This window comes from Carnimonas nigrificans ATCC BAA-78 (assembly GCF_000526695.1).
Classification (GTDB): Bacteria; Pseudomonadota; Gammaproteobacteria; order Pseudomonadales; family Halomonadaceae; genus Carnimonas; species Carnimonas nigrificans.
Genome location: NZ_JAGO01000012.1, coordinates 287579 through 312078, shown reverse-complemented (window position 1 = coordinate 312078; position 24500 = coordinate 287579). Strand labels below are relative to the sequence as shown.

The 24500-nt window shown below is 57.7% G+C and carries 18 protein-coding genes; 7 read left to right on the top strand and 11 right to left on the bottom strand.

The window, feature by feature from the left end:
- The first annotated feature begins 366 nt into the window (after positions 1-366).
- Complete coding sequence (locus L881_RS0107435) at positions 367-3216, top strand: bifunctional acetate--CoA ligase family protein/GNAT family N-acetyltransferase (protein ID WP_025733070.1); 2850 nt, start codon at positions 367-369, stop codon at positions 3214-3216.
- Between the two features lie 83 nt (positions 3217-3299).
- Here L881_RS0107435 and pdxH read toward each other — a convergent pair whose 3' ends face one another.
- Positions 3300-3944, bottom strand: a complete 645-nt coding sequence (gene pdxH / locus L881_RS0107430; protein ID WP_025733069.1) for a pyridoxamine 5'-phosphate oxidase — start codon at positions 3942-3944, stop codon at positions 3300-3302.
- Positions 3941-4564, bottom strand: a complete 624-nt coding sequence (gene wrbA / locus L881_RS0107425) for an NAD(P)H:quinone oxidoreductase (protein ID WP_025733068.1) — start codon at positions 4562-4564, stop codon at positions 3941-3943. Before wrbA ends, pdxH begins: the two co-directional genes overlap by 4 nt.
- 124 nt (positions 4565-4688) lie before the next feature.
- On the opposite strand from wrbA, the gene L881_RS0107420 reads away from it, so the two are divergent.
- On the top strand, positions 4689-5960 hold the full coding sequence (locus L881_RS0107420) for a YihY family inner membrane protein (RefSeq protein ID WP_025733067.1): 1272 nt from the start codon (positions 4689-4691) through the stop codon (positions 5958-5960).
- Positions 5961-6354: 394 nt separating this feature from the next.
- Here L881_RS0107420 and rlmA read toward each other — a convergent pair whose 3' ends face one another.
- Positions 6355-7155 carry a 23S rRNA (guanine(745)-N(1))-methyltransferase gene (gene rlmA / locus L881_RS0107415; RefSeq protein WP_025733066.1) on the bottom strand — a complete coding sequence of 267 codons (801 nt, stop codon included), beginning with the start codon at positions 7153-7155 and terminating at the stop codon, positions 6355-6357.
- A 178-nt stretch (positions 7156-7333) separates the two neighbouring features.
- Between rlmA and L881_RS0107410 the strand changes: the two genes are divergently transcribed.
- Positions 7334-9679, top strand: a complete 2346-nt coding sequence (locus tag L881_RS0107410; protein WP_025733065.1) for a molybdopterin-dependent oxidoreductase — start codon at positions 7334-7336, stop codon at positions 9677-9679.
- 269 nt (positions 9680-9948) lie between these two features.
- Here L881_RS0107410 and metH read toward each other — a convergent pair whose 3' ends face one another.
- Positions 9949-13662: a methionine synthase gene (gene metH, locus L881_RS0107405; protein WP_025733064.1), complete on the bottom strand. Its 3714-nt coding sequence runs from the start codon at positions 13660-13662 to the stop codon at positions 9949-9951.
- Between the two features lie 320 nt (positions 13663-13982).
- On the opposite strand from metH, the gene nfuA reads away from it, so the two are divergent.
- From nfuA to L881_RS0107390, 3 genes are all read left to right on the top strand, one after another.
- The gene (gene nfuA / locus L881_RS0107400) at positions 13983-14603 is read left to right on the top strand and encodes a Fe-S biogenesis protein NfuA (protein ID WP_025733063.1); all 621 of its coding nucleotides are present in this window, start codon (positions 13983-13985) and stop codon (positions 14601-14603) included.
- Between the two features lie 435 nt (positions 14604-15038).
- Positions 15039-16367, top strand: a complete 1329-nt coding sequence (locus L881_RS0107395; RefSeq protein WP_025733062.1) for an Nramp family divalent metal transporter — start codon at positions 15039-15041, stop codon at positions 16365-16367.
- Positions 16368-16400: 33 nt separating this feature from the next.
- Positions 16401-17762: a DUF445 domain-containing protein gene (locus L881_RS0107390; protein WP_025733061.1), complete on the top strand. Its 1362-nt coding sequence runs from the start codon at positions 16401-16403 to the stop codon at positions 17760-17762.
- Positions 17763-17865: 103 nt separating this feature from the next.
- Here L881_RS0107390 and L881_RS0107385 read toward each other — a convergent pair whose 3' ends face one another.
- Positions 17866-18831, bottom strand: a complete 966-nt coding sequence (locus L881_RS0107385; RefSeq protein WP_169730599.1) for a DNA-binding protein — start codon at positions 18829-18831, stop codon at positions 17866-17868.
- 488 nt (positions 18832-19319) lie between these two features.
- Between L881_RS0107385 and L881_RS0107380 the strand changes: the two genes are divergently transcribed.
- Positions 19320-19733, top strand: coding sequence for a SufE family protein (locus L881_RS0107380; protein WP_025733059.1), 414 nt, complete (start codon positions 19320-19322; stop codon positions 19731-19733).
- A gap of 41 nt (positions 19734-19774) precedes the next feature.
- Here the strand turns inward: L881_RS0107380 and yidD are convergent, their stop codons facing one another.
- The 6 genes from yidD to L881_RS0107350 form a co-directional block, all read right to left on the bottom strand.
- The gene (yidD, locus tag L881_RS0107375) at positions 19775-20044 is read right to left on the bottom strand and encodes a membrane protein insertion efficiency factor YidD (RefSeq protein WP_025733058.1); all 270 of its coding nucleotides are present in this window, start codon (positions 20042-20044) and stop codon (positions 19775-19777) included.
- 19 nt (positions 20045-20063) lie between these two features.
- A complete protein-coding gene (gene hisI, locus L881_RS13025; protein WP_034578788.1) occupies positions 20064-20510 on the bottom strand; it encodes a phosphoribosyl-AMP cyclohydrolase in 447 nt (148 codons plus the stop codon).
- Between the two features lie 39 nt (positions 20511-20549).
- Positions 20550-21014, bottom strand: a complete 465-nt coding sequence (locus L881_RS13020; protein WP_034578787.1) for a transcriptional repressor — start codon at positions 21012-21014, stop codon at positions 20550-20552.
- Positions 21015-21314: 300 nt separating this feature from the next.
- The gene (cysB, locus tag L881_RS0107360; RefSeq protein WP_025733057.1) at positions 21315-22286 is read right to left on the bottom strand and encodes an HTH-type transcriptional regulator CysB; all 972 of its coding nucleotides are present in this window, start codon (positions 22284-22286) and stop codon (positions 21315-21317) included.
- Positions 22287-22570: 284 nt separating this feature from the next.
- Complete coding sequence (locus tag L881_RS0107355) at positions 22571-23878, bottom strand: PQQ-dependent sugar dehydrogenase (RefSeq protein ID WP_025733056.1); 1308 nt, start codon at positions 23876-23878, stop codon at positions 22571-22573.
- Complete coding sequence (locus L881_RS0107350; RefSeq protein WP_025733055.1) at positions 23871-24308, bottom strand: DUF2231 domain-containing protein; 438 nt, start codon at positions 24306-24308, stop codon at positions 23871-23873. Before L881_RS0107350 ends, L881_RS0107355 begins: the two co-directional genes overlap by 8 nt.
- Between the last annotated feature and the right edge of the window lie 192 nt (positions 24309-24500).

Below are 24500 nucleotides of genomic sequence, written 5' to 3'. Positions count from 1 at the left end.
GAATGGGTGTCAGCATAGCGCCGATGCGCAGTGGCAGAAACCGTTGATCGGCGATCCGCTTGTAGCAGGCCGTGGCGGTGATGGTGATGCCGAGACCTTGGTCGTATACGTTGGTTGTACAGCCAACCACCATCGACTTGAGGCATCATAGGCGCCATCTGACTGGCGGGAAGGTCACACGTCATGCGCATGGCGTGCCATGTCAGTGGCCAAAGTGCTGCTGTTGGCACCTTCTCCCATACCGCCCCAGGGGCATAACAACAATACCCAATGCGCCTGTTGTCGGCGTCGCACTACCATCCATGCCAGGTGGCAGCCTGTCTCATGCAATAAGACGCCTGCCCTTGAGCTGATCGTGAGGTTACCTTGTCACACGTCTACCCTGAAACCGATGCTTCGCCCCGCCATGTGGGCGGAACTCGTTTTCTGCGCCGTTTTTTCTCACCGGGTTCACTACTGCTGGTGGCTGATCCCGACGCGCCTGCGCTCGCTGAAGCCGTGCTGGATAACCTGGTGGAAGGCGGCTTTGGCGGCGCGCTTTACAGTGTAGGACTGGCGCAGCGCTCAGGCTGTTACGCCCTTGAGCGACTGGCTGACCTTAGCGCTTCCGTGGATCTGGCGATTACCTGCGTGCCCCTCACCCGAATTGCCGATCTGCTTGAGCGTTTGGGCGCCCTTGGGATCAAGGCGGTGATTGTGCTGCGTGATGACGATGCGGGGCATCGCTCCCAAATCGACCCCGGTCAGCTACGGGCTCAGATCAGCGAGATCGCACTGCGTCATCGCATGCGCGTGATTGGCCCTGATTGCGTTGGCGTGGCGGTGCCTGAAACCCGTCTTAACGCCACCTTTGCGGCGCATGCGCCGCTGCGCGGACATCTGGCCTATCTCGGTCAGTCCGGCATGCTGGGGGCAGTGATGGCGAGCTGGTCGCGTCTGCACGGCATTGGCATGTCGCACCTGATCTCGCTCGGTGACAGCGTGGATGTGCGGCTGTCCGACATGCTCGATTTCATTGCCCAGCGCACTCGTACCCAGGCGATTGTGCTCAACGTCGATCGCATCGACGATGCGCGCCACTTTATCTCTGCGCTGCGGGAAGCCTCACGACGCTGTGTGGTGCTGGCGATCGGCGGAACCAGCCCTGAGTCGTCGGCGCAGCGCGAGCTGCCACCAGTGCCGGGCATTACGCGGCGCAGCGATATTGTGGATGCTGCGCTGCGGCGTGCAGGCACCTTGCGTATCGACTCCATCGACGAACTGTACGACGTGCTGGAAGTGATTTCGCGCATCCGTCCGCGCTATCGCGGGCCACGGCTGATGATTATCGCCAATGGCTCGGCACCCTCGCTGCTCGCCAGCGAGGCGTTGAGGGCCGGTGGTACTCAAGCAGTACCCAGTGAGCAGAGCCGCCAGGCCCTGATTGAACGGGGCCTGCTGCGAGAAGGGCATCCGCTGGCCCCTCTCGATCTGGGCAGTACGGCTTCCGTGCAGGACTTTACCGATGCCTTGACCATCCTGGCGGATGACCCTGGTATTGATGCGTTTTTGGTTCTGCATGGGCCAACTCGCATGGCACCCCCCGATGTGACTGCGCGAGCCGTTATCAACATTGCCGAAACGCTTGACCGCCCCCTGCTGGCGGCGTGGATGGGCACCCAGTATTCCAGCGGTGCGCGCCACTATTTTTCGCGCGCCAATATTGCCTGTTTTGCTACCCCTGAGCGCGCGATCACCGCATTTATCGCACTGAATCGCTATCAGCGCGTACAGGAGCTTTTATGGCAGCGGCCGCACCTGAGCGGTTATCTCACCTCAAGCGAACAGCGCGAACGGGTAGGCAGTTTGGTAGAAGGTGCTTATCGCGACGGCCAAACCACGCTGCGTCGTCAGCAGATTGATCAGCTACTGCGCGGCTACGGTATTAATGTAGCCCAGACCGAATACGTTGAATCCGCGGCTGACGGTGAAGAGATTGCCCAGCGCCTGTTCGGGGCGCATGCCGTCAAGGCGCTGCATGCTGACTACAGTTTGCCCTTCAACGGGCACGATCACTTTGATGTCAGAGGCACCACCCCGCGCCAGCACACCCTGATTCAGGATGTGGTCACCCCTTCGGCGATGCGTGATGCCATTGAGGTGATCGGTGAAACGATCAGCGAGCAGCAACCCCATACGCAACCTTACGGCTTTGCCATTCAAGGCATGCGAGGTGCGCGCAGTGACCTGACCATTTCGGCAGGTATTACCCGTGATGCGATATTCGGGCCGGTTGTTGTATTCGGACGTGCCGGTTACAGCAGCGATATTTACAGTGATCGTCAGGTAGCGCTGCCACCTCTGAATACCGCGCTGGCGGTGCAGATGATTCAGCGCAGCACCATTTACGCCCTGCTGTGCGAACGCTTGAGTGATGACAGCGAACGGCTGGACGCCGCCATGGGGCAGCTCTCCCGTCTGCTGGTAACGCTGTCTCAGATGTGTGCCGACCTGCCGTATCTTGAGGCGCTGGAACTGCATCCGGTGGCATTGGGAGCTGGCGAGCTGGTAGTGCTGGATTACGCGGCGTCACTGGGGCCGGCTGCACGTCAGGCGATTCGGCCATATCCGGAAGGACTGAAGGAAGTCGGCACGCACTCCGAGGGTGGCGTTGAGGTCATTCGCCCTGTACGCGCTGAAGATGCGGCGCTGATCGAGGAGTTTCACACCCACCTGAGCGCCCGTAGCCAGCGCTTCCGCTATTTCCAGACCAAGGCCACCCTGAGCCAGCGTGAACTGGCGCAGTTTGCGGCGATTGATTACGACCGCGAGATGGCGTTTGTGGTGGAGTATTTCTCCCCCTTGCAGATGTCTGATGGTATGGCCGAAGCCCCCGATCCGCTGGTGCTGCCTGAACATGAAAGCGGGGCGTTATTGGGTGTGGTGAGACTGAAAACCGACAGCGATAACCTGCGCAGCGAATTTTCTCTGGTGGTGCGCGACGACCATCAGCGGCAGGGGCTGGGGCTTAAGCTGATGAAGAAGGCGATCACCTATGCACGCAATACCGGCATTATTGAGCTGTATGGCGAAATCATGCGGGACAATCACGCCATGTATGCGCTGTTGGAAGGGCTTGAGTTCAACCTGTATGAAGATGCTCAGGCGCAGCTATACATAGCCACTCTACAGGTGAATGAAGCCACCGAGGATTGGCAGCGCCTGCGCCTGGATTAACCGCGCCTGGATTAACCGCGCCTGGGTTAACCGCGTGGGCTGCCAATGAAGGTTGAATGAAATGAAGAGCGGTCGTTAAAACATCAGGGCGCCAACTGAGCACACTGCCAGGAGTCATCACCGTTTTTTGTATAGCGTAGCCGGTCATGCAGCCGGCCAGGCTGGCCTTGCCAGAATTCAATCATGGCTGGGCGCAGACGAAATCCGCCCCAGTGTGGAGGGCGTTCGATAGGCTGGTCGGCAAAGCGCTGGCGCAGTGCCGAGAGCTGCATCGTCAGCTCCTCTCTTCCCGCAATAACGCTACTTTGCGATGACGCCCAGGCAGCCAGTTGGCTCTCTCTGGGGCGTGCGGCAAAGTAGCGGTCCGATTGAGCGCCATCTACCTTCTCGACATCCCCTTCAACCCGTACCTGCCGTGCAAGCTGCGGCCACCAGAAGACCAGCGCGGCATGGCCGGTGGTCGTCAATTCGACCCCCTTATGGCTTTGGTAATTGGTATAAAACACCATGCCCTGTTCATCGGAGCCTTTCAGCAGCACGGTGCGTGCATGGGGAAAGCCGCGCTCATCCACGCTCGCCAGCGTCATCACATTGGCGTGCTCGGCGTCGCTCTCCAGTGCTTGCTCAAGCCAGTGCGCAAAGAGCGGGAAGGGAGTGGGTTCTGCGCCTTCGCAGGAGAGCATGTCACCGTGGTAATCATGGCGCACATCAGCAATATCCCGATTCATGCCGATTCTCCTGCACCTTTGTGGGAACCGCCCAGGGCCAGCGCCAACCGTCCCAGCCGCTCCCCCTGCGCGCGTGCCAGCTCAAGTTCAACGTCCGCTACGCGATGCTGGCTCTCTGCGCCTGATACATGGCTCGCACCGTAGGGGGTGCCGCCGCCGTGGGTGCTTTGCAGACCTGCTTCACTATAGGGAATTCCCGCATACAGCATGCCGTGATGGAGCAGTGGCACCAGCATGTTCAACAAAGTCGCCTCCTGACCACCGTGCAGGCTCGCGGTCGAGGTGAAGGCGGTGGCGGGCTTGTCGATCAGGGCGCCGCTGAGCCATAGCGGGGTGGTCTGCTCAAGGAAGTACTTGAGCGGCGCAGCCATCGCGCCGAAGCGGGTAGGGCTTCCCAGCGCCAAGGCTGCACAGTGGCGAAGATCGTCCAGCGTCGCGTAGGGCACACCGGTATCGGGAATGTCGGGGCCAACCTGCTCGCACTCGGCCGAGACCGGCGGTACCGTGCGCATTCTGGCGCTAATGCCGCGCTGGCGCTCGATGCCTTGCGCAATGGCTTCTGCCAGTTGGCGAGTGCTGCCACTGCGGGAATAGAACAGCACCAGAACGTAAGGCTGCATAAGCGCTCCTTTTTGATTCAGGGATAGAGGAAAAAACGACGGCTGCTATTATACTCATGCTATCGCTGCTACGGGGTCGGGATCGACGGCCAACAGGCATATTTTCAATATGGGATGCGCACGGATGCAATGGAACTGGCTTAAGCGGTTGGCGTCGCTGCCACTCGATAACCATGAAAACCATAACGAGCGTCGCTATTTATGGCCGGCGTTGAATGAGCTATACAAGCGCTTTATGCGTCACGATGTGATGAAAACGGCGGCTTCCCTGACCTATACCACGCTGTTTGCGGTAGTCCCGCTGACGGCAGTGGTGTACAGCATTCTCTCTGCCGTGCCCGAGTTTCAGGGGGCAGGTGACCAGGCGCAGCAGTTTCTGTTCGACCAGTTTGTGCCTGCTACCGGTGAAGTGGTACGCGAGCAGCTCAACAATTTCTCCAGTCAGGCACGTAACCTGACCCTCGTGGGCGTCGGATTCCTGTTCGTGACGGCGGTAATGATGATGGTCAGCGTCGAAAGCGCATTCAATTCGATCTGGCAGACGACCGGCAATCGCAAGGGGGTCGCTGGCTTCCTTCGCTACTGGGCAATACTTACATTAGGGCCTATTTTGATCGGTGCCGGGTTTGCACTCTCTTCCTACGCTACCTCATTGAGCATGGTGAGTAGTGCCGTAGAAGGGGTGGGCTACGAGCGTTTGCTGCATCTGCTCTCGCCGCTGTTCAGCTTTCTGGCGCTGCTGTTTGTCTACATGGTCATTCCCAATACCCGTGTGCGCCTGGCCTATGCGGCGATCGGGGCGGCGGTCACGGCGCTGTTGATCGAGCTGGCGAAATTTGGTTTCAGCCTGTATGTCGCCAATTTCCCTTCCTATCAGTTGATTTACGGCGCCTTTGCGGCGGTGCCGCTCTTCCTGCTATGGATTTATGTCACCTGGCTTATCGTGCTGCTGGGGGCGGAGATCATCTCCTGGCTGGGCGAAACCCGCAGTGGCGAATACGCTCGGCAGCCGCCGCTATGGCAGGCGTTGCAGGTGCTGGCGTGGCTCTATCACAGTCAGCGCAAAGGCGAACTGGTCGCAACGGCTGATATCAAGGAGCGTCTGGGTGGAAATGCCCAGAGTGTTCTCACGCCACTGATCGAAAACGGCTGGCTGGTAGAGTCCGACGAGCAGCAGTGGGTGCTGGCACGCTCCATGGAGACCCTGCCGCTATGGCAGCTGATTGATCAGCTACCGTGGAGAGTGCCGGAGGAAGAGGCACCTGCGTCGCTGGCGCGGTATGTCGATATAGATATCCTGAACCGAGCGTTGGAAGAATCCCGCCGGCAACGCCGCAGTATGCTGGCGACGCCGGTTGCCAGACTGTTTGATCAACACGAAGAAGAAGCACCATAAACCAGCCGTAGGAAGGAGCTGGAAATATATGAAGGAAAGGTGTTCAGGAAGCGCTTCGTTGCGTTGCTAGGTACGCGCGAGCGCTGTTTGTTTGAACATGACATGAACGGCGTGGTGCCGATGACTCTGCTTTCTACATCGCTCACGCCCTGGGCATGCGACTGTCGGCGGTTCAGAGAAGCACTTCCTTAATGATGAAGCTGTCGAGCTGCCGGCGACTGATGAACTGCTTCACTATCGTCATGGTGGTATTGAGCAGGGGCTGCTCCAGTTTGCGTGTGGCGTTCTGTTTGGGGTTGGGACTATTTACCCGCGATAGACACGTTGCGATGCGTGACCGTTAGCGGGCGTAGTGTGTTCGCAGGTAGTATCCCCACATCTTCCAGGCCCTGGGCTAACGCTGCAATTGGTAGCGCTGAATAATAAAGTCGGTGCTCAACGGCACCTGAGCTTCATTCGCTAACGCATTTTTCAACTCGATCGAGGCGTGCCAGCCAAACGGGGTCATGGTCAGCAGGTCGAGGGCTTCAGCGCCACTCGGGGCTATGTGGTGCTCAATACGCTGACTGTCGATAAGCATGAAGCCTGTCGGGGCGCTGGATGTTTCGTCATGATCGTTCACCTGCTGATAGATACGCTCGCGCAATTCACGCAAATGGTGAGGGCCAGGCGTTACGATGATGAGCTGACCGTCAGGGGACACAAGACGCGCAAGCTCGGCATCGCTGCTCGGCGCATAGGTGCGCACAATCAGGTCAAAGGCGTGATCCTCGAAAGGCAAATCGTGGTTGGATGCCACACAAAAGCGTATCTTCGGGTATCTTTTGGCGGCCTTCTGCACGGCATTCTTGCTGATATCCACCCCGTAGCTCTCCGTGGCGGGGGAAGCCTCAGCCAACGCCGCAGTAAAGTAACCTTCACCGCAGCCAATATCGAGCAGCCGTGATGGGGCGAGATGAGCGCTCTGCTGCTTCAGGTGGTTTGCCAATGGCTGGTAATGACCCGCTTCCAGAAAGCGACGGCGCGCCTGCACCATGCCTTTTTCATCGCCCGGCGCTTTCGAGTGCTTGCGGTTGGGCGGCAGCAAATGCACATAGCCTTCCCTGGCACAGTCAAAACGGTGGCCGCTTTGACACCCCCATCCAGCGGAGAGCGGGTGCAGCGGAAGTCGGCAAAGCGGGCAACGGTAGGGCATATGCAATCGGATAGGGTCGTCATCAAAAGGGAATGGGGCAGAGTTTACACGCTTCTCACCCTGCCTGTATGCGGTTAGTGCTATTCCCACCTGCTGTTCCCACCTATCGTGGGGAAGGCTACGGTGGTCGTCACTATTTACCTTCTTTTTTACTACTCAAGAGCCATTCAAGAGCCTTATGCAGCGTTTTACTCTTAGCCATTGGGGCATTTATCAATTTGATGAGCAGCATACTGAGCGTCTGGTGCCGTGGCGCGGCGACCCTGCACCGTCACCGATCGGCCGCTACCAATGGCAGGCCAGCGCTAGCCCGTTGAGGGTCAAGCGCCCTGCGGTGCGCAAGGGGTGGCTGGAGAATGGCCCAGGCCCTGCCAATGGTCGGCGCGGCAGCGATGAGTTCGTTGAGGTCGAGTGGCCGCAGGTGCTTGATTTGATCGCTGACGAAATCACCCGAGTGATCAGTGAATACGGCAATGAGGCCGTCTACGCAGCGCCTTATGGCTGGTCGAGTGCTGGCCGGTTTCATCATTCACAAACTCAGGCACGGCGTTTTTACAACGCGCTCGGCGGCTTTGTGGCGAGTCGTAACACCTATAGCTTTGGTACGGCAGAATCGCTGATGCCGATGATTGCCGCCTCTCTCTATACCTTGATGGGTGAGGCCGATGGTTGGCAGACGCTGGCAGATCATACCGATGTGATGCTCTGTTTTGGGGGCCTGCCGACCAAGAACAGCCAGATCGAGTCTTCTGGCGCAGGGCGGCATCTGGCGGCTGACGGTATTCGTCATCTGCTTGACAAGGGCGCTGTGCTCTACAATATCAGCCCGATTCGGCATCAGGTGCTGGAAGCTCCCGAGCTGGATCAGCGCTGCCAATGGCTACCCATCAGGCCATCCACCGATACGGCGCTGCTGCTCGCCCTGGCGCATCAGCTCATCGTCAATAATGCCCATGACCACCACTTTATCGAGCGCTGCACCAGTGGTTATCAGCACTACGCTGATTATGTGCTGGGCGTGATCGACGGCGTTGCCAAGGATGGCGAATGGGCGGCTGCCATTACGGGCATCGACGCTGCCCGCATTCATGAACTGGGTTCTCTGCTGATTAATTGCCAGCGTCAGCAGCGACGGGTGTTAATCAATCTGGCCTGGGGTATCCAGCGAGCTGAAAATGGCGAACAGCCCCTGTGGGCGGCACTGGCTTTGGCGGCATTGCTTGGACAGCTAGGCTTGCCGGGAGGCGGCTTTTCATTTGGCTACGGTTCCACCAATTCGATGGGCTATGGTGGACAACGAATTTCCGGCCCGCGTCTTGAGCGTGGTATCAATCGGGTGGATCAGTTTATTCCCGTGGCACGCATCGCGGATATGCTGCTTCACCCTGGTGAGCGCTATACGTTCGAAAACCGCTGGCGTCACTACCCGCATATTCGTCTGATGCACTGGGCGGGTGGCAATCCATTCCACCACCACCAGGATTTGAACCGTTTGTGTCGGGCGTGGCAGCAACCGGACACCATTATTGCCAATGAGCAATTCTGGACCGCCAATGCGCGCATGGCTGATATTGTACTGCCGGCCACGACAACGCTTGAACGAGAAGACATCGGCTATGCCTCTGGCAATGGCTATATCATGGCAATGCATAAACTCACCGAGGCACCGTGCGATGCCTGGAACGATCATGCGATCTTCACGGCGCTGGCGGAGCGTTTGGACATCAATGCAGCCTTCAATGCAGGCCATGATGAACAAGGCTGGCTCGCCACACTCTATGCTGAAGCTCGCCAGCGTGCCGAGCAGCAGGGGGTTACGCTTCCCGCCGATATTGAAGCGCTCAAGGCTGCCGGAGTGGTTGAGTTTGGTCGGGAGCCTGATGGCAGCCGCCGTTCTCCTGGGCTTTGGGCGCGTTTTCGAGAAAACCCTGAAGGCGCACCGCTTGCAACACCATCAGGGCGGATCATGCTGTTCCATCCGGAAATAGCAGCGTTCAGTGCTAACGGCCTGGCTGGGCATCCACAGTGGAAGGAGCCTATTGAATGGCTGGGTGCAGAGCAGGCGATGCGCTTTCCGCTCCATCTGATCTCCAGTCAGCCAGCCAATAAGCTGCATAGCCAGCTTGATCACTCAGCGCTTAGTCAAGGCACGCGCTCCCACGGTCGCGAACCTGTGTCGGTATCACCAAGGGATGCTGCCCAGCGTGGTCTCAGCGATGGGCAACTGGTGAAGGTCTTCAACGACCGCGGTGCCTGTATTGCTGTCGTGTCCATTGATGATGGCATCACGCCGGGCGTCATCAAACTGGCAACCGGTGCGTGGTTCGATCCCGGTCTTGATTTCAGCGAAGCGAAGGCGTCGGGCGTGGAGCGTCACGGTAACCCCAATGTCGTTACTGCTGATCGCCCCAGCTCCCCCTTGACCCAAGGCACCAGCGCCATGAGCACACTGGTGGAGATAACCGCCTGGTCAGGTGAGCTACCCGAGCTGAGCTGTTTTACCTTGCCTGTGGGCGTGTCGTAGGGCGGGATTGTTCCGGGGCACTTGGTGAAGTGCAGGTTTTTTTGAGTGAGTAGTCTTCTCTGAACAATATGCTGATAGCTATATAGCTACGCGGGCCTCTCTTCAAGTGCTGTCTGAATGATGTTTCATTACCGGAAGGTGACTGCAACTGATTGATAACGTTAGTGATTCCAACTCTATTGCTTTCAACACTACGGCGGGCGGACTGTTTTCAGTCCGCCCGCCGTAGTGTTAGTTGTTTTGGTCGTTTGGTTTAAGCAATAACGCTGTTATTCATCGGGGTTATAGGAGAGCACTGGCGAGAGCCAACGCTCCATGGTCTCCATTGACATCTGTTTGCGTTCGGCCAGCGCGGTCACCTGATCCTTGCCGATCTTGCCGGTGGCGAAATAGCGTGATTCAGGATGCGAGAAATACCAGCCGGAGACCGCTGCAGCGGGCCACATGGCGAAGCTGTCGGTGAGTGTGATGCCGGTTTCGTTGGTGGCATCGAGCAGGGTGAAAAGCGCTGCCTTCTCGGTGTGATCGGGGCAGGCAGGGTAGCCGGGCGCAGGGCGGATGCCGCGGTATTGCTCGGCAATCAATGCATCGTTATCAAGCTGCTCGTGCTGATCATAGCCCCAGAACTCCTTGCGTACACGCTCGTGCATGCGTTCGGCGAAGGCTTCGGCCAGTCGGTCGGCCAGCGCCTTGACCATAATGGCGTTGTAGTCATCGCCAGCCTCTTCATAGGCTTTGGCGAGGGTGTCGACGCCGTGCCCGGTGGTGACCGCAAAGGCACCGATCCAATCCTTGACCTGAGTGTCACGCGGAGCGACGAAATCGGCCAGGCTGTAGCAGAGACCGTCGCGCCCCTTGGCGCTCTGCTGGCGAATATGGTTCAGCCGCTCGATAACCTGCTGGCGCTCCTCATCGGCGTACACCTCGATAACATCATCGTCCACAGTGGCGGCGGGCCAGAAGCCGATCACGCCGCGCGCTTCGATCAGCGCCTCATCGACCAGCTTTGCCAGCATCGCCTTGGCATCATCAAAGAGATTGCGGGCAGCCTCGCCGACCACCTCGTCTTCGAGAATCTTCGGATACTTGCCCACCAGCTGCCAGCTCATGAAAAACGGCGTCCAGTCGATCCGTTCGATCAGCTCATGCACGTCATAATCGACGAAGGTTTTGGTGCCGATAAAGGCAGGCGCAGGCGGGGTGTAAGTTGCCCAGTCCGCGCTGAACTTACGCTCGCGTGCCTGAGCGTAGCTCAGATCAGCCGCCTTGGGACGACGTTTGGCATTGCGCTCGCGTACCCGTTCGTATTCGGCGCGAATCTCTGCCACGTACTCTTCCTTCAGAGTGGGCGACAGCAGGCGGCTCGCGACGCCCACTGCACGGGAGGCGTCGGTTACATAGATCACCGGCGAGTCGTAGTTTGGCTCAATCTTGACGGCGGTGTGGGCCTTCGAGGTGGTGGCGCCGCCGATCAGCAGCGGCAGCTCGAAGCCTTGGCGCTTCATCTCTTTGGCAACGTTGACCATTTCATCCAGGGAAGGGGTAATCAGTCCGGAGAGACCAATGATGTCGGCATTCTCTGCCTTGGCGGTGGCGAGAATCTTCTCGGCAGGTACCATCACGCCAAGGTCGATCACCTCATAGTTGTTGCACTGGAGCACCACGCCCACGATATTCTTGCCGATATCGTGCACGTCGCCCTTGACCGTTGCCATGACGACCTTGCCCTTGCTTTGAGCGTCGGCGCTCTTTTCCGCCTCGATGTAGGGAATCAGATAGGCGACCGCCTGCTTCATTACACGCGCTGACTTCACTACCTGGGGCAAAAACATCTTGCCCGCCCCGAACAGATCGCCCACCACATTCATGCCGTCCATCAGCGGCCCTTCGATCACCTCGATAGGGCGCTCGGCCTGCTGGCGCGCCAGCTCGGCATCTTCCTCGATATAGGCGGTAATCCCCTTGACCAGCGCATGTTCAATACGCTTGTTCACCGGCAGGGCGCGCCACTCCAGATCTTCCTTCTTCGGACCCGCGCTGCCGTCACCACGGTACTGTTCGGCAATTTCCAGCAGTTGCTCTGTAGCGTCGGGGGAGCGGTTGAGCACGACATTTTCGACCGCGTTGCGGAGCTGTTCGGGCAGGTCATCGTAGACGGCGAGCTGGCCGGCGTTGACGATCCCCATGCTCATGCCGGCCTTGATGGCGTGATAGAGAAATACCGAGTGGATCGCTTCGCGCACCGGATTGTTGCCGCGGAACGAGAAGGAGACGTTGGAGACCCCTCCCGAGATCATCGCATGGGGAAGGTTCTGCTTGATCCACTGGGTGGCTTCGATAAAGTCGACGGCGTAATTGTTGTGCTCTTCGATGCCGGTAGCGATGGCGAAGATATTGGGGTCGAAGATGATGTCTTCGGCAGGGAAGTCGAGTTCATCGACCAGCAGATGATAGGCCCGCGCACAGATGTCGGTCTTGCGCTGGAAGGTGTCGGCCTGTCCCTCTTCATCGAAGGCCATCACGACGATGGCGGCACCGTAACGGCGGCAGAGCTTGGCGTGTTCGCGGAACGCCTCTTCGCCCTCCTTGAGTGAGATCGAGTTGACCACTGCCTTGCCCTGCACGCATTTAAGACCCGCCTCGATGATCTCGAACTTGGACGAGTCGAGCATGATCGGCACGCGGGAAATATCAGGTTCGCCCGCCACCAGATTGAGGAAGTGCACCATCGCCTCTTGCGAGTCGAGCATGCCTTCATCCATGTTGATGTCGATCACCTGAGCGCCGTTTTCGACCTGCTCAAGGGCTACTTCAAGGGCGGTGGTAAAATCCTCTTCCTTGATTAGCCGCTTGAAGCGCGCAGAGCCGGTGACGTTGGTGCGCTCGCCCACGTTAACGAATAGCGAGTCAGCTTCGATATTGAAAGGCTCCAGCCCCGACAAGCGGCACGCGGGGGCGATCTTTGGAATCCTGCGCGGCGCCTTGCCACGCACAACATCGGCAATAAAGGCGATATGTTCGGGAGTGGAGCCGCAGCAGCCGCCGAGAATATTGACCAGACCGCTTTCGGCAAACTCACCGACGATGGCCGACATTTCATCGGCTTCCTGATCGTATTCACCAAACTCGTTGGGCAAGCCGGCATTGGGGTGCGCAGATACCCAGGTATCGGCAACACGCGATAGCTCCGCAACATAGGCGCGCAGCTCCTCGGCACCCAGCGCACAGTTAAGACCAATACTGAAGGGTTTGGCGTGGCGCACCGAGTTCCAGAACGCTTCGGTGGTTTGGCCGGAGAGCGTGCGCCCTGACGCATCGGTGATGGTGCCGGAGATCATGATCGGCAGCCTTTCACCGCGCGCTTCAAACACTTCATCCAGCGCAAATAGCGCCGCCTTGGCGTTGAGGGTATCGAAGATGGTTTCGACCATGATCAGATCGCAACCGCCTTCGATCAGCGCCTGGGCGGCTTCATAATAGTTGTCGCGCAGTTCATCGAAGGTGACATTCCGCTTGGAAGGATCGTTGACATCCGGGGAGAGCGAAGCGGTGCGGCTGGTGGGGCCAAGCACGCCAGCTACAAAGCGGGGCACGCCGGTTGCGGCGGCCACTTCATCACACACTTCTCGGGCCAGCCGCGCAGCTTCCAGATTCAGCTCCGGCACCCATTCCTGCATGCCGTAATCCGCTTGCGACAGCCGCGTGCTGTTGAAGGTGTTGGTTTCAATGATGTCAGCGCCCGCATTGAGGTAGTCGCGGTGCAGGCGCTTGATAAGATCACGCTGGGTAAGCACCAGCATGTCGTTGTTGCCTTGAAGGTCAGAGGGCCATTCGTTGAAGCGCTCGCCGCGAAAATCCTGCTCGCTAAGCCGTTCCCGCTGAATCATGGTTCCCATTGCGCCATCAAGAATCAGAATACGCTGGGCAAGCGCCGTAGTGAGTTGTTCCATTAACGGGGCGCGAACGGGGAGACTATGGCTCATGAACTGTGCTTCTCTATCGGATCATTAAACGAATAAAACGCGATGTCACTTGGCGGCGAGCGCAAGGGGTATAGCAAAGGCTACAGGGTCGCGGATTGGCGCGCTGGTTGGAAATGAACGTTTTGCGAGTTCATCACAAGAAATTGTCATGATGCTGCATCAAGCGGTGCCAGCGACACGGGCTGACGCATGTTGGTTGATCTAATTGGTCGGGTTTTACCCTTATCTGACGATGGCGTAAACTGTTCGCCATTAGGGCGCTTTGGCAGCAAAGCATACTCTTTCTCAAGCGCCATCGCACCGTCTCCAGAGAAGATCCCATGAGCGAACAGACCGTAGCAGACAACGTTAATGAGGGCGCGCCTCTCGAAATTACCACCAGCGCACAGGAATATCTTGCCGAGCTATTGTCGAAGCAGGATGTAGGCGGCATTGGCGTGCGTGTGTTTATCACCCAGCCGGGCACGCCCTATGCGGAAACCTGCCTGGCCTACTGCCGCCCGGGGGAAGAAGAGCCAAGCGACGTGCGCGTTGAGCTTGAGCACTTTCCGCTGCTGATCGAGGCACACAGTGAGCCTTTCCTTGAGGATGCCGTAGTTGATTTCAACGCGGATCGCATGGGGGGCCAGCTCACCATCAAGGCACCCAATGCCAAGATGCCGAAGGTGGATGCATCCAGCCCGCTGGAAGATCAGATCAACTATGTGCTCTACAGCGAAATCAATCCGGGCCTGGCCTCTCACGGCGGGGAGATTCGCCTGATCCAGCTGACCGAGGACGATATCGCCGTGCTTCAGTTTGGCGGTGGCTGTCAGGGCTGTGCGGCAGTTGATCTGACTCTGAAGGAAGGTGTTGAGCGCACCCTGCTTGAACGCATTCCTGAATTGAAAGGCATTCGTGATGTGACCGACCACACGGATACCACCAACGCCTATTATTAATGACGAGCTTCATCCCGCATTGAATGGGGTGTAAGCACGCGTACAACGGCCTTCCTTGAAGGCCGTTTTTGATGGTGGAGCATTAGCTGTTCTTTTTCGCGACAGCGTTTCTGTTACCGAGCAGCCAACATTTCTCCTGTCTTTATCCGACCTTTTTCCTCTCTTTCGTCCCTCTCTCTTCTATCCAGCGATTGCCAGCCGTTTATTCCTGTAGAACATGGCGTTCCATCAGGCGAAATCGCCGCGACAGTCACCGGTTTTAACTTTGGTTAATCTTATGTACCATTGCTTATAAGTAATGGATAAGCTGCCAACGAGCGGGCCGGTACCAACAATGATTCAACCCTGGCCTGTGACTCGCATTTTGCAGCTACGACCTAACCTGTATGGGCGCTGCCAGGCCGGTGCCTTCAAGCGGTGAGTGAGAACGGTTCAATGAGCAATTCCGATCATTCGTTGGCGAGATCAAACAACAACACCTTGCAGAGCGAAGAGGGGAGTGTCGATGTGCCGACCTCTGGACGCTGGTGGTCGCGCATGTTTGCCTTTATCGGGCCTGGTGCCCTGGTGTCGGTCGGCTATATGGACCCCGGCAATTGGGCAACTTCACTGGAAGGCGGTTCGCGCTTCGGCTATTCGCTGCTGTGCGTGATTCTGCTGTCGAACCTGATGGCGATTGTGTTGCAGGCGCTGTGCGCTCGCTTAGGGATTGTGACCGGGCATGATCTGGCGCAGGGCTGCCGCGAGCACTGCCCGAAGCCGGTCAATATTGTGCTGTGGCTATTGTGCGAGCTGGCGATTATCGCCTGTGATCTGGCGGAGGTGATCGGTACGGCGGTGGCGCTCAAACTGCTGTTCGGCATTCCGCTGATGTGGGGAGCCATTATCACGGTACTAGATACGCTGCTGCTGCTGGCGTTGATGCGCAAGGGATTCCGATGGATTGAAGCCTTTGTGATTACGCTGCTGGCGACCATCTTTGTGTGCTTTGCCATTGAGCTGGTGCTGGCACGCCCCTCCATGGCCGCTATTATGGAAGGCTTCTTTGCGCCTAGTACCGACGTGCTGACCGATCCGGCGATGCTCTATATCGCCATCGGTATTATTGGTGCGACGGTGATGCCGCACAATCTGTACCTGCATTCGGCGCTGGTCAAAACCCGCAACTTCCAGCGCACTGATGCGGGGCGCAAGGAGGCGATCCGCTTCGCCACCATAGACAGCACGGTATCTCTGTGCCTGGCCCTGTTTGTTAACGCAGGCATTCTGATCCTTGCTGCGGCGGTCTTTCACACCTCCGGTCAGACGGTCACTGAAATCGAAGATGCCTATACCCTGATTGCGCCGCTGGTAGGGGCAGGCATTGCGGCCACCCTGTTTGCGGTAGCGCTGCTCGCTTCGGGGCTTAATTCAACCGTCACCGCGACACTGGCCGGCCAGATCGTGATGGAAGGATTCCTCAACCTGCGCCTGCCCGCCTGGATGCGGCGCCTGCTGACTCGGGTGCTGGCAATTGCGCCGGTACTGTATGTGGTTATCGCCTATGGTGAAGCGGGCGTAGGTCGGCTGCTGATTCTGAGTCAGGTGGTGCTGTCGTTGCAGCTACCGTTTGCGGTGATCCCGCTGGTATTGCTGGTCTCAAATAAAAAGACCATGGGCCGCTTTGTGATCGGCACCAAAATGAAGGCGCTCACCTGGCTGATTGCGATTATCATTCTGGCACTTAACATCAAGCTGTTGATTGATACCTTTGCTTCGCTATAGTGGCCGCCTTTGCATCAACGTAAGGAGCGGGGCATGGCGTCACCCTCATCAACATCTGCTCATTCGGCAGCGCCTGGCTGGTTAGCCCGCCATCGCGGCGGGGTGGCGCTGGGCATTTCAGCGCTTGGATTTGCCGGCAGTGAACTCTGTGTCGGGCTTGGCTGGCTTCCTGCTCCCTGGGGAGGCGCGGTAGTCACCGCTTTCGAAGGGGCGCTGGTAGGGAGCGTGGCCGACTGGTTCGCCGTCACCGCGCTCTTCAAGCAGTTTCCGATCCCCGGGCTGCGCCGCCACACCGGATTGATCGCCAATCGCCGTGAAGCACTCAGCCGCGGTATTGTCGATATGGCCGAACGTGAATGGCTATCGCCAGCAGCGCTGCGGGCGCGTTTGGCGACACTCTCCTTTGCGGATCTTCTCACTCAAAGGCTTTATAACGGCGAAGGGCGTGAACAGCTGCGCCGCCTGACCCGCCAGCAGAGTCGCAAGCTGCTGGGCTGGCTCGACGACCCGCGCCTTGAAAGCATGCTGGAACCTGCACTTGCGCGGGCTGTCGAGCGTATCGACAGTGGACAACAGCTCGCGCCGCTGCTCCAGCGGTTGGCGTACGACCGTACCCTGAATGAGCAGTTGTGGCAGGGCGCGCTGTATATTCTGGATCGTGTGCTGGCTGATCCGCAGCTGCTCAATGTGCTGAGCGATATTCTGCTGGATCAATTGGATGCGTTATCCAGCGAAGGCAAGTGGAGTTCGGTCAAGGTGTGGCTGGGCAAGCAGTTTCTGGAAGGCGAGGATGATCGCGAGAAGGCTGAACGCTTGCTGCGTCGCCTGCTGGGGACAGCGCGTCAGCATCTTGAAGAGATCGAGCAGGATCAGCATCACCCCCTGCGGCTGCGTATGCGAGCTTTGCTGGTGGTGACTGCGCGGCATTTGCGCCATGGCGAGGGCGGTCGTTTGCGCACTGTGCTGGAACGCAGCAAGTGGCAGCTCTATCACTCCTTTAGGGAGCGGCGTGGCATTAGCGGTTGGCTGGCCTTCCTCAAGCGCTGGATTGCAGCGCGTATCGACAACGAGCAATCGCTGCTTAACCGCTGTATTGATCGCGGCGTTGACCAGCTCTTTCAGCGCTACCTGATCGAGCCGCAGGCGCGTCAGCGCTTCGATGAGCGGGTACGCACCTGGGCAGGTGATCTGATTGATGAGCACCCAGGCGCTGTAGGCAGCATCGTGAGGGAGTCGCTGTCAGAAGCCAATATGCCTACCTCACAGCTGGTAGCGACCATCGAAGAGAAGGTAGGGCCGGATCTGCAATGGATTCGTGTCAACGGCGCACTGGTCGGTGGTGCGGTGGCGCTGGCTATTGGGCTGGTGCGCGCGCTGGTAACGTGGGTGAGCTGATTGGTGTTACTGTCATGCAGGCGAGAATCATCTGACCTATCGCGTCGCCACGGCGGCGACGCTGGATAAACCATCGAGCAGGCGGGTTGCTGCTACTTGATGATTAATAGATAAAAGGCGGGGCCGGGGTTCTTGAAAGGCGCTCTTGTAACACGCGCAGCTCCATCCTGACGCGATTCAGCTCTTTGCCATTCTCTTCCATGTCGCGCTCCAGACGTTCGTTGCGGGCGCGTGTTTCGTTTAGCTGCTGTTCGGTCTGCTGGGTGCGCAAGACAAGCTCGCGGTGCTGGCGTTCTTCTTCCTGAAGGGCGCGGCGTTTCTCTTCAATCTGGCTATTCAGCCGCTCAAGGCGTTCCTCAAGCTGGCTATTCTGTCGGCGCCACTGTTTCTCAAGCTCTGCCTTTTCGTTACGTGCTCCATCAAGAAGCTGCATCAGCCGATTCTCGCTGGTTTCATGACGCGCTTCCTCTTGCGCCAGGCGCTTGCGATGGGCTGCCTCTTTCTCCTCGATGCTTTTCTGATGCTCGCGCTCCTGCCGGTCACGTTCCTGGCTTAACTGCTCGATTTGAGTATCGCGCAGGCCAAGGCGATGCTCCCGCTCTTCGAGCTGAGTGCGCAGCTGGTTAAGTTCACTGTCGCTGTGGGCCAGCAGAGAACTCTTCTCTTCGAGCCGTGCGATCGTGGCATCCAGCCGCTCGCCCAGCGCTTCAAGGCGCTGCTGGGTATCTTCGGAACGACGATTGGCCTGATCGGTGTGACTGCGGGCTTCCTTGATGCTGTCGTCGGCCTGACGACGGTAGAACTCAAGCCCTTCGTAGGCTTCTTCCTGGGCCTGCTGCCACAGCCCTAGCAGGGCATCCTGCAACCGCTCAGGAATATTCTGCGGGAGCGGGGTGTCGCGGTTTTCTTCTCGGCGATTGCGCCATTCGCGCAGGTGATCGCTGATGGTAGTGAAGCTGCCGGTGCCGAGTACATCGCGGATGCGCTGTACGCTGGGGGCGTCACCCCGTTGAATCAGCGTTTCAATGGCGCGCTGAACATCTTCATATTGAATGCCATTTCGAGCCATGGTGATCTCCACATTCATGAGGTGCCCCAGTAGAAGGGCGTGTTATTCGGGCCGGCGGCCAATCGGCTGAAGTGCCAGGCACAGTGTTGATACTTGCCAGCGCCTGCGCACAAAGGGTGGGGCAGTACGGGAATATCATATTACGCATAATACGTAATTATGGATATGCATTACAATTTTTACAGATCGCTGCTTAAAGGATGAATAACGCGCCTCCCATCCATTGGGTTGTAACGATGAATAGAGAGAAGAGTAGTTAACGACATGATGCTGAGGAGGATTCACCATTTATGGCACTGGTGGTGTGACCGCTGGCAGAAGGGCGCAGCTTCCAAAGCGTGAGGCCACTCCTTTGCATAATGGGCATCGGGCGTGGAGGAGCGGGGCGAAAGGGGCTGATAGTGTCAGCCACCCAGGGAATTTCAGGAGGGCTGAACATTGCCCGATTCACGCGCTATACTGCGCCTCCCAGGTGACAAGGAGCTTCCATGAGCAGCGCGCAGCAGGCAACCGCCGAATTGGTTGAAGAATTCAGCTTTTTTGATAATTGGATGGATCGTTATCAGTACATCATCGACATGGGCAAGGCGTTGCCCGAGATGCCTGACGAGTGGATGAGCGATGATTATCGCATTGAAGGGTGTCAGTCGAATGTCTGGATACATCATCGTATCGAGCAGGGTGTACTGCATTTCGATGCGATGTCGGATGCCGCGATTGTGGCGGGGCTGATCGCCATCGTGCTCAGGCTTTACAACGATAAAACTCCGGCTGATATTCTTGCGACGCCCACCGATACCTTCAAGCAGCTGGGGCTGGAACAGCATCTGTCGCCCACTCGTAACAACGGGTTGCATGCGATGCTTAACCACATCTATACCACTGCCCAGCAGTACGCCTAGCCTTGCATCATCAATGAAGGGCTTGATCGAAAACGCCAGCGTCAGTGCTGGTGTTTTTTGTCGTGCTCGGGCGGCACCATATCGACACCGCCCGGGTGCCAGGGGTGGCATTTGACGATTCGCTTGAGCGCCAGCCAGCTTCCCTTAAAAGGGCCATGGGTCGCCAGCGCCTCTAGCGCATAATGGGAACAGCTGGGGTAGAAGCGGCAGCGCGGCCCTAGCATGGGGCTGATGAACCATTGATAGAAGCGTATCGGAATCACCAGCGGCAGCGTTAACCAGCTACGCGGGCTGCGAGCGTTAAACTTCATCTTCGCGCCACCTCATTCGTCATGAGTTTGCGTATAGCTCAGCGGGGTCAATGAGCGGATCGCTGCACACTTTGGATTGTTGCGGCTCAAGGTGCAGATAGAAGCAGCTACGTCTACCGCTATGACATGCAGGGCCGGTTTGATCTACCTTCAATAGCAGCGTGTCGCCATCGCAATCGAGCAGGGCTTCCTTAAGAAGCTGTATCTGCCCGGAGCTTTCACCCTTGCGCCATGGCTTGCCCCGTGAGCGCGACCAATAGCATACCCGGCCAGTGGTCAGGCTCTCTTCAAGTACGGTGCGGTTCATCCACGCCATCATCAGCACCTCGCCAGAATCATGCTGCTGCGCAATAGCGGGTATCAGGCCGGCATCATTCCACGGGATTGCGTCCAATACATCACTGGTTGCAAGCGTTGCCCCTGTCGCCTGAGCCTCAAGGGCAGAAAAGAACGTTGTGGTTGACACAAAAACTCCTTGTAACGCCGCGTGCCACGGGCGGGAAGCCTATTCACGGCAGTCGCCGCACACGCCCGATAATTCGATGGTTTGACGCTCCAGCGAGAAGCCATGCCGTCCCACCAGCTCGGCCAGCAGCTCGTTGACCTGCGGCTCGTGCATCTCCTCGACGCGACCGCAGCGCCGGCAAATCACCAGCTGAAAACCGCTGCGATGGGAAGGATTCGGCTCCGGGCACGGGCAGGCGATAAAGGCATTCAGTGACTCGATACGATGGACCAGCCCCTGTTCCATCAGAAACTCCAGCGCCCGATAGACCGTAGGCGGGCGGGCCGAGGCATGGTCTACCGCGAGCTTGTCGAGCAGCTCATAGGCTTTCAAACCGCTGGGAGTGGCACTGATTAGCTCGAACACACGCCGGCGAATCGGTGTGAAGCGTACTTTTTCGTCGCGACAGCGCTGCTCCGCTATCTGCATTAATTGCTCTGCACTGGCGTTATGATCGCAATGCATTAAACCTCCGGACCAACCAAGGGTGCGATTTATCAGGGCCTGAAAAGTTGCGCATTTATCGCCCGTGACGGCCACACAACGCAAGAGTGCGATGGGGCACGCAGACGTTAACAACACCGCTTTGGTCAGCAGCCAGCTTTTCAGAAGAGGGGCAGTATATCACGGCTCAGCAGGGAGCAGACCAGACGCGGTGGCAGCGATAAAACGATGACAGGAGAGGAAAACAGACAGGGAAGTGCCCCGCAATGGCGGCACGTTGTGTCTCACAGGCTGCATGGGAAGAAGCGCACTCAGAATGAATCAGCGGGCGGGAATGTCGATGCCATCAAACAGTGCCGGAATCTCGACGCTGGGTGTCACCAGGGCTTCTTCCACCGTTGCAGCGTCAAGATGACCAGCAAAACGATGAATAAAGTCAAACATATAGCGACGCATAAAGGCACCGCGCCTTAGCGCCAGACGTGTAATGGAGGGAGTAAACAGGTGGCTGGCATCAATCACCTTCAGGTCGCTGTCGCGCTCATCCTCGATAGCCATATGCGCGACGATCCCCACCCCCAGACCAAGCCGCACGTAGGTCTTGATAACATCGGCATCTACGGCGGTCAGGACGACATCCGGTGTCAACCCCGCCGTTTGGAAAGCATCATCCAGCTGCGAACGACCGGTAAAGCCAAAGGTATAGGTGACCAGCGGATAGTGAGCGACATCTTCCAGTGACGGTTGCTGAAGTGCCTCAAGGGGGTGGCCCTCTGGCACCAGCAGCCAGCGATTCCAGCGATATGCAGGCAGCGCCACCAGATCGGCATACATATCCAGCGGCTCGGAGCAGATCGCGATATCCGCCTGACCATCCGACACCATCTGGCCGATCTGACGCGGCGTACCCTGATGGATATGCAGCGAGACCTCAGGGTAGCGTTGGCGGAAGGATTTAATAATCGGGGGCAGGGCGTAGCGTGCCTGGGTGTGCGTCGTCGCGATAGAAAGATTGCCCTTGCGCTCGTCGCTGTGCTCTTGCGCAATCTGCTTGATCTCCTCCGATTTGCGCAGGATTTCGCCCGCAATCGCGATGATATTCTGGCCGCTCTCGGTGATATGGCTGAAATGTTTGCCACGCCGCGCGAAGATTTCAATACCCAGCTCTTCTTCAAGCTGCCGAATCTGTTTCGAGACGCCTGGCTGTGACGTGAAGAGGTTATTCGCAGTAAGAGAAACATTGAGATTATTGGCGGCTACTTCCCAGATGTAGCGAAGCTGTTGCAGTTTCATGACTCACCGTGCCTTGATCTATCGTTGCGTATGTCGATGCCGCCTTGAGCGTGCTTGCGCCCAAACAGCAGCAGCGAGAGGTCTTTGTCATATTGAACGCGAGTTTTGTTCTATAGAAAAAGAATAATAAATATTCCACTTATTACGAAAGTGAATATAAAGCGGGCAGGAACCGCTGTTATTAGCTCCTGGATGGTCTTTCTGAACCGCGAAAGTGGAGGGAAGGCATCGGACAAAAAAGCACCCGCAGAAGGGTGCTTTTTACGAAACGTCGAAGTGTTGGTTTAATTGGCCGCGGAGACCTTCCATATCGTGTTGCCAACATCATCCGCCACCAGCAGCGAGCCATCCTGGAGCTGGGCGAGGCCCACAGGAGCGCCGTGCAGCTCGCTTTCATCGTCGGAAATGAAGCCAGTAACCACCGGCTGCGGCGGGCCAGTCGGTTTCCCTTCACTGAACGAAATGAAAGTGACCCGATAGCCACTTAACGGCGAGCGGTTCCAGCTACCGTGTTCGCTGACGAATACCCCATGGCGATATTGTTCCGGCAGGCCATCGCCGCGAGAGAAGTGTACGCCCAGCGCCGCCACATGGGAGCCTAGTGCATAGTCAGGCGTGATCGCCTTTTCGACCAGATCAGGGCGCTGTGGCTGAACCCGTGTATCCACATGCTGACCGTAATAGCTGTAGGGCCAGCCATAGAAGCCGCCATCCTGTAGTGAGGTCAGGTAGTCAGGCACCAGGTCACTGCCGATCTCATCACGCTCGTTGGCTACGACCCATAGCTTGCCCGTGTTTGGCTCCCAATCCAGTGCGGTGGGGTTGCGCACACCCGAGGCAAATATGCGGCTGCTTCGTGAAGCAATATCGACCTCAAGGACGGCAGCGCGACGGTACTCTACTTCAAGCCCATTTTCGCCCACATTACTGTTGGAACCGACCCCTACATAGAGTTTGCGACCATCCTGGCTCGCCAGCAGCGACTTGGTCCAATGGTGGTTGATGGTGCTGGGCAAATCGGTGAACGCCTCCGCCTCGGAAGACATTTTGGTTTCATCCGGCCGGTAGTGATAGCGCAGCAGGCCATCGGTATTGGCGATATAAAGATCATCACCTACCAACTGAATGCCGAAGGGCGAATTCAAATGCTCAATATAAGGGTACTTCCGGTAGCTGCCGTCATTTTGCGGGCGCAGCAGGGTAACGCGGTTGCCTCCCGTGCCGCCCTTGCCAGAACGCGCCTTGACCTTGTTGGCAATCAGCTGCTTGGGTGAGGTGATACTTGCGGTGCCAGGGCTGTTGCCTTCGACCACCAGAATGTCGCCGTTGGGCAATGGCAGCACTTGGCGTGAATGCTCAAAACCATCGGCTATTTTGGTGATTTTCAGCCCTTCGGCTACCTGCGGTGTTTCATCGTTCTGCCAGCCCACGCGGGTCGGTACATGAATCGGCGGCACCAGATAATTCTTCGCTTCCGGCAGCGGGGGCTGAGCACCGCTTTGTTGGGCCGTATCCAGATCAGCCTTTTCACAGCCACTCAATACCAGCGCGGCGGCCATGCCGCTAACGAGTAGCAGGGTAGATTTATACATGACGATCTTCTCCCTTCGGTCCGCACGCATTTCCGGCCAGACGGCCAAGTACCAGCAACACCACCGTCAGAATGGAGAGCCATAGACCTGTCGGCATGGCAGCAAACGCATCGCGACCATGAACAAAGGCATTGAAGATCGCCGCAATGATGGCCAGTGCCGTGAACATGAAATCAAGGCGGGTCGCCGCAGAAGCGCGGTAGCGGGGCATCCAGGTCAAAAACAGGTTGATAAGACGCGGAATAATCGCGGCCAACAGGCCGAAGACCAATAGCCAGGCGGCGCCTTTGACGTACATGATGGTGGCGGTGTTGTAGTAGATCGCATCGAAGATCAGTGCGGCGACAAAGGCGCCATAGGGGATCGGATCAAGTAGTGCAAACAGCAGCCACGCCCACCGTGGAGCGGGTCTGGATGGAGTAGGCGTCATAGAGTGTTCTCCCTGAATGGTCATTATTGCGCTTCCGAGCTTGTTCACGTTTTGCATTACCTACGCATCTACCAACGTTAGTAAACATTCAGCAAATGTGCACAAAAATTCAACGTATTTATAATGTTGCGCGATACCTGACGGGCATAAAAACGGCGAAATTTCGCTGTTCCAGCAGAGATTTCGCCACGA